Origin of the sequence: Kitasatospora xanthocidica (assembly GCF_014656195.1) — a bacterium.
GTDB classification, from domain to species: Bacteria; Actinomycetota; Actinomycetes; order Streptomycetales; family Streptomycetaceae; genus Kitasatospora; species Kitasatospora xanthocidica.
In genome coordinates, this window is the sequence record NZ_BNBY01000002.1 from 581,204 (window position 1) to 594,113 (window position 12,910).

The window sequence follows — 12,910 nt, forward strand, 5'->3', positions numbered from 1 at the left end:
GGGCTCCGCCCCGGGAATTTCTCGGGGCGGATTCAGGGGCTCCGCCGGGAACCGATCGTGATGCCCACCCAGCTGTCGATGCCCACGTGCCCGGCGGTTCACACCGGCCCGTCGATCGAGATCCGCAGCGCGCCGTTCTCGGCCGACGCGCGACGGCCCCAGTCCAGGAGCACCCGCAGCAGCGCGCGCTCGCCCTCCGGCAGCCGCGCGAGGTCCACCTGCTCGATCTCCCGGACCAGTGCGGCCACCGCCGAGCCCTTGATCCGCGTGGTGTCGTCGATGTCCGGCTCGTACCGGACCAATGTCGGCAGGCTCCGCGCGCCCAGGCGCCGCAGGACCGCCCGCATCGCGCCGCCGTCCGCGTACCGCTCCAGCGGTCCGGACCCGGCCGCCGGACCCGCCGAACGGCCGGTCCTGATCCGCACCGCCACCCGGTACAGCGCCAGGACGTACTCCTCGTCCGCCAGCTCGTCCCCGTACTCGTACGGTCGCATCCCGCACCCCTCCCTCCGTACACCGATGACCGTACCGGGCGGCCGTCCACGGCACGGCCGGTACGGAGCAGCCAGGAGGAAGGCCCAGTTACCGGCCCGGACCGGCCCGCACCGGTCGGGGCCGGCCGGGATCCGCCGGGATCGGCCGGGACGCCGGGGCGGGGCGGCCGACCTAGACTGGCGGTGGATCCGCCGATTCCCGGCCCCCTGATTCCGGTCCCCGACTCCCGGCCCCTCATCCCCGGCCCCGGTCGCGGCGCCCTCGCGGGAGGTTCCCATGCGCCAGCGGTACAGCTTCCACGTCGACCAGGGCGGACACTCCGTGACCGTCAACGTCCGCTCCGGCTGGATCACCGAGACCGAGCTGCTGGTGGACGGCAAGGAGTGCGGCTTCCACCGGGTCCACGGGCACGGCAAATACCCGCTGACCCTCGCCGCCCAGCTGGCCGAGGAACCGCCGCGGCCGCTCAAGGTCACCCTGGACCGGACCGGCACGACCGAGCACCCGCTCTCCTGCGTCCTGGACCTGGCCGGCGCCGAACACCCCATGCCGGAGAAGACGTCCCGCTGACGGCCCCGGGCCGGACGGTTCGCCCCTGAATGCCACGGAACGTTACGATTTCCCGTCCGCACGCCTCGGGTCCTTCCCGGGCCGCCCCCGCCCCGAACCCCGACGAGAGCCGCCGCATGACCACCCCCGCCGTCCCGGCCGCCCCCGCCGCCCCCGCCACGCCCGAGGCCTCCGAAGCCTTCGGCGCCCTGCTGCGCGAGGCGATGACCGGCGCCGAGCGCTTCGGCCACCGCCAGCACGTCCGCCTCACCTGGCTCGCCGTGCGCCGCCACGGTGCCGGCGCCGCCCTCGACCTGATCGCCGACGGCATCCTGCGCACCGCGACCGCGGCCGGGGCGCCCGGGAAGTTCCACGTCACCATGACCCGGGCCTGGGTCGAGCTGGTGGCCCACCACGTCGGCGACGCGCCGGACTCCGAGCGGCACGAGGGCCTTGAGGGCCGCGAGAACCACGAGGCCTCGACGTGCTTCAAGGACTTCAAGGAGTCCGAGGGGTTCGAGGAGTTCGCCGCCCGGCACCCCGAGCTGCTCGACAAGGAACTGCTCGCCCGCCACTACCGGCCCGGGACGCTCGCGGACGAGCGCGCCCGGACCACCTGGGTCGAACCGGACCTCGCGCCCTTCCCGCGGGCCGTTCCGGTTCAGCCCTCCTGACGCTCCGCCAGGATCTCCTCGACCGCCGACCGCGCCCGGTCGGCGTCCCGGGCGACCAGTCCGATCCGGGTGCGGCGGTCGAGCACGTCGGCGGCGTCCAGCGCGCCCTCGTGGGTGACGGCGTACGCGATCTCGGCGCGGGTCACGTCCAGGCCCTCCACCAGCGGCGCCGAGTCGCCCGCGGCCAGCACCTCGTGGGCGGCGCCGCCGTGCCGGGCGAGCAGCGAGGCGGGCGCCTCCCGTACGGGCAGGGGGCGGCTGTCCCGGTGCCCCGGGGCGCCGACCAGCGGCAGCCGGGCCGTCCAGCAGGCACGGGCGGGCAGGCCGCGCAGCCGGACGGCGGTGTCCACCGCGTCCTGGGCCATCCGACGGTAGGTGGTGAGCTTGCCGCCGACCACCGTGACCACCCCGGACGGGGACTCCAGCACCGCGTGCTCGCGCGAGATGTCGGCGGTGCTGCCGCCCCCGGTGTCGATCAGCGGACGCAGTCCGGCGTAGGCGCCGATGACGTCCGCCCTGGTCAGCGCGGTGGCGAGGGCGGCGTTGACGGTGTCGAGGAGGAAGGCCAGCTCGGCTTCGGTGGGCTGCGGCTCGTCCGGGACCGGGCCCGGGGCGTCCTCGTCGGTCAGCCCGATCGCGACCCGGCCGAGCTGCTGCGGCAGGGCGAAGACGAAGCGGCTGGTCGAGCCGGGCACCGGCACGGTGAGGGCGGCGGCCGGGTTCCCCAGCATCCCGGCGTCCACCAGGACATGGGTGCCGCGGCTCGGGCGCAGCGTGATCGAGGTGTCCACCTCGCCCGCCCAGACACCGGTGGCGTTGACCACCGCGCCCGCCCGGACGGTCAGTCCCTCGCCGGTGAGGGTGTCGACCAGCCGGGCGGAGGTGCCGGTGACCGCCTCGGCCCGCACCCTGGTCAGCACGCTCGCGCCGTACTGCGCGGCGGTCCGGGCCAGGGCGACCACCAGCCGGGCGTCGTCGACGAGTTGGCCGTCGTGCGCGACCAGCGCGCCGCGCAGGCCCGCGGTCCGGACGGCGGGCACCAGCCGCCGGGTGCGGGCGGCGTCGATCCGGCGCATCCGGGGCAGCAGCGCGCCCGGCGTGCCGGCGCTGACCCGCAGCGCGTCCCCGGCGTGGAAGCCCGCGCGGATCAGCGCGCCCTGCCCGGGGCGCAGCAGGTCCGGGAGCAGCGGCACCAGCTGGGGCAGCGCGCGGATCAGGTGCGGGGCGGTGCGGGTCATCAGCACACCGCGCTCGACCGCGCTCTCCCGGGCCACCTTGATCCGGCCGGAGGCGAGGTAGCGCAGGCCGCCGTGGACCAGCTTGGAACTCCACCGGCTGGTGCCGAAGGCCAGGTCGCGGGACTCGACCAGGACGGTGCGCAGGCCGCGCGAGGCGGCGTCCAGGGCCACCCCGGCGCCGGTGACGCCGCCGCCGATCACCAGCAGGTCGACGTGCGGGTCGTCGCCGAGCGCCCCGAGCTCCAGGGTGCGGCGGGCGGCGTTGAGCCGGCTCGTTCCCGCGAAGGGGCCGACGGCGGGCGTCGTCGCGGGCGTCGGGGTGGGCGTCGTCGGGGTGTGCGCCGTCGCGGGTGCCGGGGTGGGCGCCGGGGTGGGCGTCGTCATGGCGCGAGGTATCCGTTCAGTGCTCTGGCCAGTTCGCGCCGCCAGGCCGCCTCGGGCAGCAGGGAGGCGACCATGCGGTGCGACTGGACGGTGGACTGGGCGATCAGCAGGACCATGGCGGCCAGTTCGAGCGGCTCCCCGGCCCGGATCGAGCCCTGGGCCTGGCCCCGCTCGATGCCGGCGCGCAGCGCCTCCAGCAGGCCGCGCTGGCTCGCGCCGAGCCGCTCGACGACGTACTCGAGCAGCAGGTCGGAGTCGTCGGAGCGGAGCAGCGCGCCGAGCACCGGGTGGTCGCGCAGCCGTACGGAGACCTCGACGACCCGGTCCACGAAGGTCTCGCGGTCCTGGACGTCCAGCTCGGCGCCCTCCAGGGTGAGCAGGATCTCGCGGGTGAGCAGCGCGCCGATCACCGCCCGGACGTCCGGCCAGCGGCGGTAGACGGTCGGCCGACTGACCCCGGCGCGGCGCGCGATCTCGGCCAACTGGGTGCGGCGCACGCCGAGATGGACGATCAGGTCGGCGGCCGCGTCCAGGATCGCGTCGTCGGTGCTGCGGGTCCCGGTGGTGCCGGGCTGCTCTGCTGCGGTCGCCGGCTCGGCGTTACTACTTGACATGATGTGTGAAACTGTAACGCATGGCACCTGAGACGCAAGCGGGACCGGCGGGCGCCGCGCTTCCGCTCCCCCCGATGAAGTGGAACGCCTGGGGCGACCCGGCCCTGGCCAAGGAGCTGTCCGCCGACGTCAAGGGACTGCTCGCCGCCGCCCTCGGCGTCACCGGCGGCGCCGCCCCCGGGCCCGGCGCCGACGAGGTCCGGCTGCGCCCGTCCCGGATCGGCGCCGAAGCCCTCAAGGCGCTCACCGACGCCGTCGGCGAGACCCACGTCAGCACCGCCGACGCCGACCGGCTGCCCCGCGCCGGCGGCAAGTCCACCCCCGACCTGCTGCGCCGGCGCAGCCGCGACCCCCAGGACGCGCCCGACGCCGTCGTACTGCCCGGCAGCGAGGCGGAGATCACCGCCGTCCTCGCGGTCTGCGCCGAGCACCGCGTCGCCGTCGTCCCGTTCGGCGGCGGCACCAGCGTCGTCGGCGGCCTCGACCCCGACCGCGGCGGCCTCGACGCCGTCGTCTCCCTCGACCTGCGCCGCTTCGACGCGCTGCTCGACCTCGACGAGACCTCCGGCGAGGCCGTCCTCGGCGCCGGCCTCACCGGCCCGGCCGCCGAAGCCCTCCTCGCCGAACGCGGCTGGGAACTCGGCCACTACCCGCAGAGCTTCCGCTACGCCACCATCGGCGGCTTCGCGGCCACCCGCTCCTCCGGCCAGGACTCCGCCGGGTACGGGCGCTTCGACGAGATGGTGCGCGGCCTGCGGGTCGTCACCCCCGCCGGTGTGCTCGACCTCGGCCGCGCCCCCGCCTCCGCCGCCGGGCCCGACCTGCGCCAGCTCTTCCTCGGCTCCGAGGGCACCCTCGGCGTGATCACCGCCGTCCGGCTGCGCGTCCACCCGCTGCCCGCCGTCAAGGCGTACGAGGCGTGGAGCTTCCCCGACTTCGCCACCGGGACGGCAGCGCTGCGCGCCGTCGAGCAGCAGGGCACCGGCCCGACCGTGATCCGGCTCTCCGACGAGGCCGAGACCATGGTCAACCTCGCCATGACCGAGCAGATCGGCGGCGCCCCGGCGGTCAGCGGCTGCCTGGCCGTCACCGTCTTCGAGGGCGACGCCGAACAGGTCGCCGCCCGGCACCACGCCACCCGCGAGGTCCTGCTCGCCGCCGGCGCCACCTCGCTCGGCGAGGCCCCCGCCCGGGCCTGGGAGCACGGCCGGTACAACGCGCCCTACCTGCGCGACTCGCTGCTCAGCGCCGGCGCGCTGTGCGAGACCCTGGAGACGGCCGCGAACTGGAGCGGGCTGGCCGCCCTGCGCACCGCCGTCACCGAGGCGCTCACCGCCACCCTGCCCGGCGCGCTCGTGCTCTGCCACATCTCGCACGTCTACCCGACCGGCGCCTCGCTCTACTTCACCGTGGTCGCCGCCCTCGGCGAGGACCCGCTCACCACCTGGGGCGCCGCCAAGCGCGCCGCCGGGGACGCCATCACCGGCGCGGGCGGCACCATCACCCACCACCACGCCGTCGGCGCCGACCACCGCCCCTGGATGACCGACGAGATCGGCGACCTGGGCGTCCGCATCCTGCGTGCCGTCAAGGCCGAGCTCGACCCGGCGGGCATCCTCAACCCGGGCAAGCTGATCCCGTGAGCGGGCCTCATGGGATGAGCGAGTCTCATGAGGTGAGTGAGCCTCATGAGGCGAGCAGAGCGCATGAGGTGAGCGAGGCTCATGGCATGAGCAAGTCTCATGAAGCGAGCGAGTCCAGTGACATGAGCAAGTCTCATGGCACGGTCGGGTCCCGCGACATGAACAGGTCTCATGACATGAGCGGACCTCATGGCGAGGCCGGCCCGAGGGCCGTCCGCCGGGTCGCCGTCCTCACCAACCCGGCGGCGGGCGCCGGCCACGCCGGCCCCGCCGCCGGGCGGGCCGTCGCCCGTCTGCGTTCCCTCGGCCTCGACGTCGAGGAGCACGCGGGAAGCTCCGCCGAGGACGCCGTCCGCCTCGCCCGCGAGGCGGCGGCGGGCGGCGTGGACGCGGTGGCCGTGGTCGGCGGCGACGGCATGATCAACCTCGCCCTGCAGGCCCTCGCCGGCACCGCCGTCCCGCTCGGCGTCGTACCGGCCGGTACCGGCAACGACCACGCCCGCGCGTACGGCCTGCCGCTCGACGCCCCCGAGGCCGCGGCCGACGTCATCGCCGCCGGCCGGACCCGCACCGTCGACCTCGGCCGGGTCACCGGCCCCGACGGCGCCGTCCGCTGGTTCGGCTCCATCCTCGCCACCGGCTTCGACTCCCTGGTCAGCGACCGCACCAACCGCCTGCGCTGGCCGCGCGGCCGGATGCGCTACAACCTGGCGATCCTCATCGAGTTCGCCAACCTGCGCCCGCTGCCGTTCCGGATCACCCTCGCCGGCGGAACCGTCATCGAACGCGACCTCACCCTCGCCGCCGTCGGCAACACCCGCAGCTACGGCGGCGGCATGCTCATGTGCCCCGACGCCCTCCCGGACGACGGCCTGCTCGACGTCACCCTCGTCGACGCCATGCCCCGCCTGCGCATCGCCCGCTTCTTCCCCACCCTCTTCAAGGGCACCCACACCACCCGCCCCGAGGTCACCACCCTGCGCGCCGAGTCCCTGCGCATCGAGTCCCCGGGCATCACCGCCTACGCCGACGGCGAGTTCATCGCGTCGTTGCCGGTCGAGGTGACGGTGCGAAAGGACGCCCTGCACCTGCTGGTGCCGTGAGACGCTGAAGCCGCGGCCCGAACCCAACCGGACCGGACCGCGGCACAGCCACCGTCGTCACCCGATGCGCGCCGCTCATCCCCGCCGGTGCCGTCACGAGCCTTCGACGCGGGTTTCCCCACTCGACGCACCGCCTCGGACGGCCGGCGTCTCCCCTGCGCGGGGGAGGCAGGTTCGTCCCGACGGCTGAGTCGTCCGCAGGCCCGTTCCGGCAGAGTTCCTCAGGCAGCCGCACCGCGCCAGACGAGACTTCGGGGGAAACCATGACGACGGCAATGACGGCGGTGACGCCAATGACGACGTCGATGACAACGGTGACGCCGACGGCCCCGGCGTACCACGGACGTGGCCGGACCTGGCCGGGATATGCGGCCGCCGCAGCCGCACTCGCCTACGCGGCGCCGCACTTCTGGTGGGGTGCCGGGATCGCCGCCACGTTCCCCGGGGACTTCGCCTCCGCGCCGCACGGCACCTGGGAAGCCGCGATCGGCTACTGGGTGATGGGCGCCGTGGCGGTGGTGGGCGCGGTCGGCGCGCTCGCCCTGGTCCGGCCCTGGGGCCGCCGGCTCCCCCGCCGTACGCTCTGTGCCCTGTCCCTGACCGCCTCAGTCGGCATGACCCTGTGGGGTTTCACCTACTTCGCGATGCAGTACCTGCTCGCTGCCGGGCGGGTCGTCTCCGCTCCCGCCCTCGCCACCAAGGACGCCCACCCGCAGGCCGCCTGGGGGCTGTTCTGGTACGGCCTCTTCGTCCTGTGGGGCGTCATGCTCGGCGTGGCCGCTCGGACCAGGCTGCGCGAGGACCGCACCCGCTGAGAGCGCGCCCGAGCAGAGCGGAAGCGGGCCGTGGCCTCGACGCCGCCGTCGGGTCCTACCGCCCCTCGTCGGCCGTGTCCCGCACCGGGTTGGCCGCCTCGATCCGCCGGGCCCAGTGACGGACCAGCGGGTTGACGTCGTGGTCCGGGGAACCGTCCAGGACGTCCACGCCCGCCGTCGCACCGGGACCGGTGCGCATGACCGCGTCGAGCACGTAGCGCAGCGCCTCGTCGAGGCCCGGCCTCCGGCGGGCGCCCGGGGCGCCCAGCACCTGCCAGGCCCAGCCGACCGCCACCGCCGCCACCCGCCGGTCCGTCCAGCCCCGCCCGCTCCGCGCGGCCGTGACCACCTGTCGCCGAACACCTCTCGGCAACGCGCCCCACAGCTCCCGCGCGTTGCTCCGCGGCACCTGCCCCCGTTGCAGCACCCTGCCCCCCGGCCCGTCGAACGCCGTCATGGACCACGGAGCGTACGGCAGTTCGGCCCGGTCAGCTGCCCAGGCGGCGGCGCCAGAGCAGCGGGCGTATCTCGATCGCGTGCGAGGGGTCGCCGTTCCAGACCGCGGGCAGGCCGGCGGCGGTGAGCGCGGCGACCACCTCGTGGCCGACCGCGGTGGTGGTCGACGGCGAACCGTCGAAGCCTCCGTAGAGGAGGGAGAGACCGTGCCCGGCGGCCGCGGACTCGGTGCACTGGGAGTGGAAGTAGACGAAGCCGCGGGCGTCCGGGGCGCCGGCGGCACCGATCTCGGCCTCACCGCAGGAGCGGCAGCAGGTGAAGTCCTCCCGGGCCGTGATTCCGCTCGCGTCCAGAGCGGCGAAGGCTCGGGCGAGGCGCTCCGGGTCGGTCTCGCCGATCCAGCCGGTCTGCTCGCCGACGCGCTCCAGCCAGAGCCGGTCCGCGAGTTGCTCGGCCTGGGCCCGCGAGAGCGGCCGGCGGCCGTTCGACACCAGGTACTCCTCGGCCTCCTCGGCGAGCCGGGCCCGGTCGGTGTAGCCGCAGGCCAGGGTCAGCCGCAGCCGCTCCTCCAACTCCCGCCGCTCGCCCGCGTCCAGCTCCGGCGGCGGGACCGGCTCCGGTGCCGGGCCCATGTCGAGCGGCTGCCAGTCCAGGCCCGCTCCCCAGCCCGCCTCGCCGCGCGCCCAGGCCGTCATCGCCTCGACGACCGGCCCGGGCGCGTCCAGCCGCACCTCGAAGTGCCGCTGGGCGGAGCCGTCACGGTGCTCCAGCGTGTACTCCTCGCCCTCGGCGTGCCACACCTGGACGTACACGTCCGGCAGGTCCGGTATCCGCTCCACGACGAGGAAGCGGTCGTCCTCCGCGCCAATGCGCCGGACCAGCCCCGCCAGCTCGTCCGCGCTCAGCCGGGAGCGCCGTTCCCCGTCGTTCGTCTGCACCGTGATCGCCAGCATGGGGTCACCCTTGCACACGCCACTGACAATCACCCCGGCCGATCCCGCAGTTCAGGGACGGTGCGCCCGCGATCAGGCCGACTGGCCGGCCGGGTACGCGACGGCCCCGCGCCGGGCCCGCTAGGAGGCCTTGACCCGGCCGACGCTCTCGGTGAGGGTCGGCTCGCCCGTGTCGGGGTCGATGCCGAACACCCGGAAGCCGGTGTCGGTGGCGATCCGGATGTGGCCGGCGTCGGTCCAGCCCGCCGAGACGAACGCCCCCTCATCCGGGAACCGCTCCGGCAGGTCGAGCAGGTGCCAACGGCGGGCCGACAGACCGCTGCCGGACTCGACCGTGATCCGCCGTTCCTGCGCCTCCGTCTCCGCACCCGGACCACCGAGGTGGACGACCAACAGGACTTGGTCCGCCCGCGCCGGAGAGCTCGTCCGGGTCTGCGTGGAGGGCTCCACGAAGGCCGTGTGGAGGGCGAGGAGACCCAGCGCGCCCACCAGCACGATGCCCCCGACCCCCGCCGCCGTCCCGCCGACGAGGTCCCACCGCCGCCGAACGAGGGCCGCTACCAGCAGCAGGACGGCCGTCACGGCGATCAGTGGGACCGGCCGGTCCAGGGCGTCGGCCACCGCCGTCCGCCCACCGCTCCGGGACTCCCGGCGCCCCACCGCGCACACCAGCAACGGCAGCAGGGCGCTGCCGGCCAGGACGCCGCCGATCCTTCCCCGAAGCCTCATCGGTCCCCCACCCCGGGCGGCCCCCACCGCACGTCCCGGCCAGCCTAGGACAGCCCGTCCTCCCGGCGCAGCCGGAAGACGACGTTGCGGCGCAGCGGCCCCTGCGGGGCGTCGGGGTCGTCGAAGTCCTCGGCGGCGTCATGGGTCATGCCGAGGCGGCGCATCACCGCCTGGGACCGGTGGTTGGCGGCGGTGGTGATGGCCAGGACCTCCGGGAGGCCGAGGGTGTCGAAGCCGTACCCGAGGACGGCGCGGGCCGCCTCGGTGGCGTAGCCGTGGCCCCAGGCGGAGCGGGCCAGCCGCCAGCCGATCTCGACGCCGTCGACCGGGTCCGTCTCCTCGATGTCGTCCAGGCCCGCGAAGCCGACGAACTCGCCGCTCTCCCGCACCTCGACCGCCAGCCATCCGTACCCGCGCCGCTCGATCGCCGCCTCGAAGCGCGCCACCGAGGCGTCGCTCTGTTCCCGGGTGAGCGGACCGCCGAGGTGCTCCCGGATCTCCGGGTCGGCGTTCATCGCGGCCCACGGGGCGAGGTCCGACTCCCGCCAGCGGCGGAGCAGCAGGCGTTCGGTGCGCAGTTCGTTCAGCGGCGCGCTCGACGGCGCGCTCGATGGCGCGTTCGGCAGCTCGTTCGGCGGTTCGTTCAGCGGCGCGCTCGACGGTTCGTCCGACGCCGCGTTCAGAAGTGCGTTCAGTGGTGCGTTCATGCGGCCACCCAACGGCACCCCGCCCGCCGGGGCAAGCGGAAAATATCCTGGTGCCGGGCGGTGGACCCGTCGGGTAGTGTGCGGAGCATGTCGAGCCCTGAGGCATCCAGGGTGGGGGCTTTCGGTCACGCCGTCAGCCCCCTGCACCCCCGTACCCGTTGAGGCGCTGAGCCCTGCTCGCGCCCTGCGCCCGCGCGCTGGAAGAGCCGCGCGGGCGCCGCTTCGCGTGCGGGCCGGCCTTCGGGGGCTGAGCGCGGTGACGAGACGTCGTCCCTCGTTGCTTCTCCTCGCCCCGGAGCCCCTCGATGCCCCGTCCGCTCTACCTGCTCGCCCTGGCCGTGTTCGCCATGGGCACTTCGGAGTTCATGCTCGCCGGCCTGTTGCCGGACCTCGCCGCCGGCCTGGGCGTCAGCCTCGCCACGGCAGGCGGCCTCACCTCGGCCTTCGCGGCCGGGATGGCGGTCGGCGCCCCGCTGACGGCCGCGCTCGCCCGCAGGAGGCCGGGGCGCGGCAGCCTGCTCGGCCTGCTGCTGCTGTTCGCGGCCGCGCACGTGGTGGGCGCGCTGACCGCGAGTTCCCCGCTGCTGCTGTCGACCCGGGTGATCGCCGCGCTGGCCGCCGCCGGGTTCCTCGCCGTGGCACTGACCACGGCCGCCACGCTGGTCCCGGCGGACCGGAAGGGCCGGGCGCTGGCCGTGCTGCTGTCGGGAACGACGGTGGCCACGGTCGCCGGGGTACCGGGCGGTGCGGTCCTCGGCGCGCTGTTCGGGTGGCGCGCCGCGTTCTGGGCGGTCGCCGCACTCTGCCTGCCCGCCGCCGTCGGCCTCGCCCGGTGCCTCCCGGCCGGGCCCGCGTCCACGGACGGGTCCGACACCCCGGCCCTGCGCGCGGAGCTACGGCAGTTGCGCCGCCCGGCGCTGCTGCGCCCGATGCTGCTCGCCGCCCTCGTCAACGCGGCGACCTTCGGCGGCTTCACCTTCCTCGCCCCCGTGGTGACCGGCGCCGCCGGGCTCGGCGCGCTGTGGGTGCCCGTCGTCCTGGTGCTGTTCGGTACCGGATCGTTCGTCGGCGTCACGATCGTCGGGCGATCGGCGGACCGGCGCCCCGGGGCGGTCCTGGCGGTCGGCGGCCCGCTGCTGGTCGTGGGCTGGCCCGCGCTCGCCGTCCTCGCGGACCGACCGGTCGCCCTGCTGCCCCTGGTGTTCCTGCTGGGCACGCTGTCCTTCGCCGTCGGCGGCACGCTGATCACCCGGGTCCTGTACGAGGCGGCCGGAGCCCCCACCATGGCCGGCGCCTACGCGACCGCCGCCCTCAACCTCGGCGCGACCGCCGGCCCGCTGCTCGCCGCCGCCACACTCGGCACGGCGGCCGGCGACCTCGGCCCGTTCTACGCCGGTGGGCTCCTCGTCGCGGCCGCCCTGCTGATCGCCGCGCTCCGGGCACCCGACGCCGGGTGACGGCTGACGTCGGACGGCCGACGTCGGACGCCTGCCGCCTGCCGCCTGCCGCCTGCCGCCCGACGTCACCCCGCCGGGTGCCCCGGAACCCTACTCGACCACGCGGAGCACGATCTTGCCCTGGATGTGCCCCTGTTCGGCCCTGCGGTGGGCGGCCGCGGCCTCGCGCAGCGGGTACACGCCGTCGATGGCCACCCGGATCCGCCCGTCGGCGAGCAGCGCGGCGAGTTCGCTGAGGTCACTGCCGCTGGAGCGGACCTGCCACCTCCCCTCCGGGAGCACCACGCCGAGTTCGGCCGCCCGCTCGGGCCGGTAGTCGCCGAAGAAGACGGAGACCAGCCGGCCGCCGCGCCGCAGGGCGGGCAGCAGGCGGTGGGCTTCGGGTCCGCCGACGGTGTCGACCAGCAGGTCGGCGTCCGCGACCGCCTCGGCGACCGGTGTGCGGGTGTAGTCCACGAAACGGTCGGCGCCCAGCCCGCGCAGGAACTCCTCGTGCCGCCCGGAGGCGACCGCGATGACTTCCCGCGCCCCGGCGAGGCGCAGGAGCTGGAGCGCGAGGTGCCCGACCCCGCCGGCCGCTCCGACGACCACGGCCGGTCCGCCGCCTTCGTAGCCGAGGCGCTTGTGCAGGAACTGGAACGCGGTCAGCCCGGCCATCGGGACGGCGGCGGCCTCGATGTGGTCGAGGGCCGCCGGTTTGCGCGCCAGGTCGGCGGCGGGCGCGACGGTGTACTCGGCGTAGCCGGCGGCGAACCCGGGGAACCGGACGAGTCCGAAGACCTCGTCGCCGACGCTCCACCCGGTGTCGGGGCCGCCGACCGCCGCGACCACGCCGGAGACGTCGCTGCCGGGGATCACCGGCGGGCGCAGCGCCGGCCGCAGTTCGGCCGGGATGTTGTCGAAGCCGCGCCGCGTGTACCAGTCGGGCGGGTTGATGCCCGCGGCGTGGACCCGGACCAGGACCTCGCCGGGCCCCGGTGCCGGCCGCGGCACGTCCTCGTACTCCAGCACCTCTGGCTCGCCGAAGGCGTGCAGCCGAGCGGCCTTCATCGTGCCTTCGGTCGTCGTGCCTTCGGTCGTCGACTCTTCGGTC

General features: G+C 75.5%; 14 protein-coding genes. 6 read left to right on the forward strand and 8 right to left on the reverse strand.

What is annotated here, in order from left to right; all coding sequences use genetic code 11:
• Positions 1-98: 98 nt before the first annotated feature.
• On the reverse strand, positions 99-494 hold the full coding sequence (locus IE332_RS05900; RefSeq protein ID WP_189913996.1) for a hypothetical protein: 396 nt from the start codon (positions 492-494) through the stop codon (positions 99-101).
• Positions 495-771: 277 nt separating this feature from the next.
• On the opposite strand from IE332_RS05900, the gene IE332_RS05905 reads away from it, so the two are divergent.
• Positions 772-1,065 (forward strand): hypothetical protein, encoded by a 294-nt coding sequence (locus IE332_RS05905; RefSeq protein WP_189913997.1) that lies wholly within the window; start codon positions 772-774, stop codon positions 1,063-1,065.
• 116 nt (positions 1,066-1,181) lie between these two features.
• Positions 1,182-1,718, forward strand: a complete 537-nt coding sequence (locus tag IE332_RS05910; RefSeq protein ID WP_229928324.1) for a hypothetical protein — start codon at positions 1,182-1,184, stop codon at positions 1,716-1,718.
• On the opposite strand, the gene IE332_RS05915 is transcribed toward IE332_RS05910, so the two are convergent.
• Positions 1,706-3,340: a glycerol-3-phosphate dehydrogenase/oxidase gene (locus IE332_RS05915; RefSeq protein ID WP_189913998.1), complete on the reverse strand. Its 1,635-nt coding sequence runs from the start codon at positions 3,338-3,340 to the stop codon at positions 1,706-1,708. The genes IE332_RS05910 and IE332_RS05915 overlap by 13 nt on opposite strands.
• The gene (locus tag IE332_RS05920; RefSeq protein WP_189913999.1) at positions 3,337-3,954 is read right to left on the reverse strand and encodes a TetR/AcrR family transcriptional regulator; all 618 of its coding nucleotides are present in this window, start codon (positions 3,952-3,954) and stop codon (positions 3,337-3,339) included. The genes IE332_RS05915 and IE332_RS05920 overlap by 4 nt, the downstream gene beginning before the upstream one ends.
• A gap of 74 nt (positions 3,955-4,028) precedes the next feature.
• On the opposite strand from IE332_RS05920, the gene IE332_RS05925 reads away from it, so the two are divergent.
• The 3 genes from IE332_RS05925 to IE332_RS05935 all read left to right on the forward strand — a co-directional run bounded on the left by IE332_RS05925 (position 4,029) and on the right by IE332_RS05935 (position 7,515).
• Positions 4,029-5,597, forward strand: coding sequence for an FAD-binding oxidoreductase (locus IE332_RS05925; RefSeq protein WP_189914000.1), 1,569 nt, complete (start codon positions 4,029-4,031; stop codon positions 5,595-5,597).
• A gap of 176 nt (positions 5,598-5,773) precedes the next feature.
• On the forward strand, positions 5,774-6,700 hold the full coding sequence (locus IE332_RS05930) for a diacylglycerol kinase (protein WP_189914001.1): 927 nt from the start codon (positions 5,774-5,776) through the stop codon (positions 6,698-6,700).
• 305 nt (positions 6,701-7,005) lie between these two features.
• The gene (locus IE332_RS05935; RefSeq protein ID WP_189914002.1) at positions 7,006-7,515 is read left to right on the forward strand and encodes a DUF3995 domain-containing protein; all 510 of its coding nucleotides are present in this window, start codon (positions 7,006-7,008) and stop codon (positions 7,513-7,515) included.
• Between the two features lie 55 nt (positions 7,516-7,570).
• On the opposite strand, the gene IE332_RS05940 is transcribed toward IE332_RS05935, so the two are convergent.
• The 4 genes from IE332_RS05940 to IE332_RS05955 all read right to left on the reverse strand — a co-directional run bounded on the left by IE332_RS05940 (position 7,571) and on the right by IE332_RS05955 (position 10,240).
• Positions 7,571-7,864 (reverse strand): hypothetical protein, encoded by a 294-nt coding sequence (locus IE332_RS05940; RefSeq protein WP_189914003.1) that lies wholly within the window; start codon positions 7,862-7,864, stop codon positions 7,571-7,573.
• Between the two features lie 139 nt (positions 7,865-8,003).
• Positions 8,004-8,924: a DUF6891 domain-containing protein gene (locus IE332_RS05945; RefSeq protein WP_189914004.1), complete on the reverse strand. Its 921-nt coding sequence runs from the start codon at positions 8,922-8,924 to the stop codon at positions 8,004-8,006.
• 120 nt (positions 8,925-9,044) lie between these two features.
• Complete coding sequence (locus IE332_RS05950; RefSeq protein WP_189914005.1) at positions 9,045-9,653, reverse strand: hypothetical protein; 609 nt, start codon at positions 9,651-9,653, stop codon at positions 9,045-9,047.
• Positions 9,654-9,697: 44 nt separating this feature from the next.
• The gene (locus IE332_RS05955) at positions 9,698-10,240 is read right to left on the reverse strand and encodes a GNAT family N-acetyltransferase (RefSeq protein WP_189914129.1); all 543 of its coding nucleotides are present in this window, start codon (positions 10,238-10,240) and stop codon (positions 9,698-9,700) included.
• A gap of 425 nt (positions 10,241-10,665) precedes the next feature.
• On the opposite strand from IE332_RS05955, the gene IE332_RS05960 reads away from it, so the two are divergent.
• On the forward strand, positions 10,666-11,817 hold the full coding sequence (locus IE332_RS05960; protein WP_189914006.1) for a Cmx/CmrA family chloramphenicol efflux MFS transporter: 1,152 nt from the start codon (positions 10,666-10,668) through the stop codon (positions 11,815-11,817).
• Between the two features lie 90 nt (positions 11,818-11,907).
• Here IE332_RS05960 and IE332_RS05965 read toward each other — a convergent pair whose 3' ends face one another.
• Positions 11,908-12,867: an NADP-dependent oxidoreductase gene (locus IE332_RS05965; protein ID WP_189914007.1), complete on the reverse strand. Its 960-nt coding sequence runs from the start codon at positions 12,865-12,867 to the stop codon at positions 11,908-11,910.
• Positions 12,868-12,910: the final 43 nt, after the last annotated feature.

Bases quoted from the DNA above. Each gene is read 5' to 3' on its own strand.
- IE332_RS05905 (WP_189913997.1), top strand. From the start codon at position 772: ATGCGCCAGCGGTACAGCTTCCACGTCGACCAGGGCGGACACTCCGTG.
- IE332_RS05915 (WP_189913998.1), bottom strand. From the start codon at position 3,340: ATGACGACGCCCACCCCGGCGCCCACCCCGGCACCCGCGACGGCGCAC.
- IE332_RS05900 (WP_189913996.1), bottom strand. From the start codon at position 494: ATGCGACCGTACGAGTACGGGGACGAGCTGGCGGACGAGGAGTACGTC.
- IE332_RS05910 (WP_229928324.1), top strand. From the start codon at position 1,182: ATGACCACCCCCGCCGTCCCGGCCGCCCCCGCCGCCCCCGCCACGCCC.
- IE332_RS05945 (WP_189914004.1), bottom strand. From the start codon at position 8,924: ATGCTGGCGATCACGGTGCAGACGAACGACGGGGAACGGCGCTCCCGG.
- IE332_RS05935 (WP_189914002.1), top strand. From the start codon at position 7,006: ATGACAACGGTGACGCCGACGGCCCCGGCGTACCACGGACGTGGCCGG.
- IE332_RS05925 (WP_189914000.1), top strand. From the start codon at position 4,029: ATGAAGTGGAACGCCTGGGGCGACCCGGCCCTGGCCAAGGAGCTGTCC.
- IE332_RS05920 (WP_189913999.1), bottom strand. From the start codon at position 3,954: ATGTCAAGTAGTAACGCCGAGCCGGCGACCGCAGCAGAGCAGCCCGGC.
- IE332_RS05965 (WP_189914007.1), bottom strand. From the start codon at position 12,867: ATGAAGGCCGCTCGGCTGCACGCCTTCGGCGAGCCAGAGGTGCTGGAG.
- IE332_RS05960 (WP_189914006.1), top strand. From the start codon at position 10,666: ATGCCCCGTCCGCTCTACCTGCTCGCCCTGGCCGTGTTCGCCATGGGC.
- IE332_RS05930 (WP_189914001.1), top strand. From the start codon at position 5,774: ATGAGCGGACCTCATGGCGAGGCCGGCCCGAGGGCCGTCCGCCGGGTC.
- IE332_RS05950 (WP_189914005.1), bottom strand. From the start codon at position 9,653: ATGAGGCTTCGGGGAAGGATCGGCGGCGTCCTGGCCGGCAGCGCCCTG.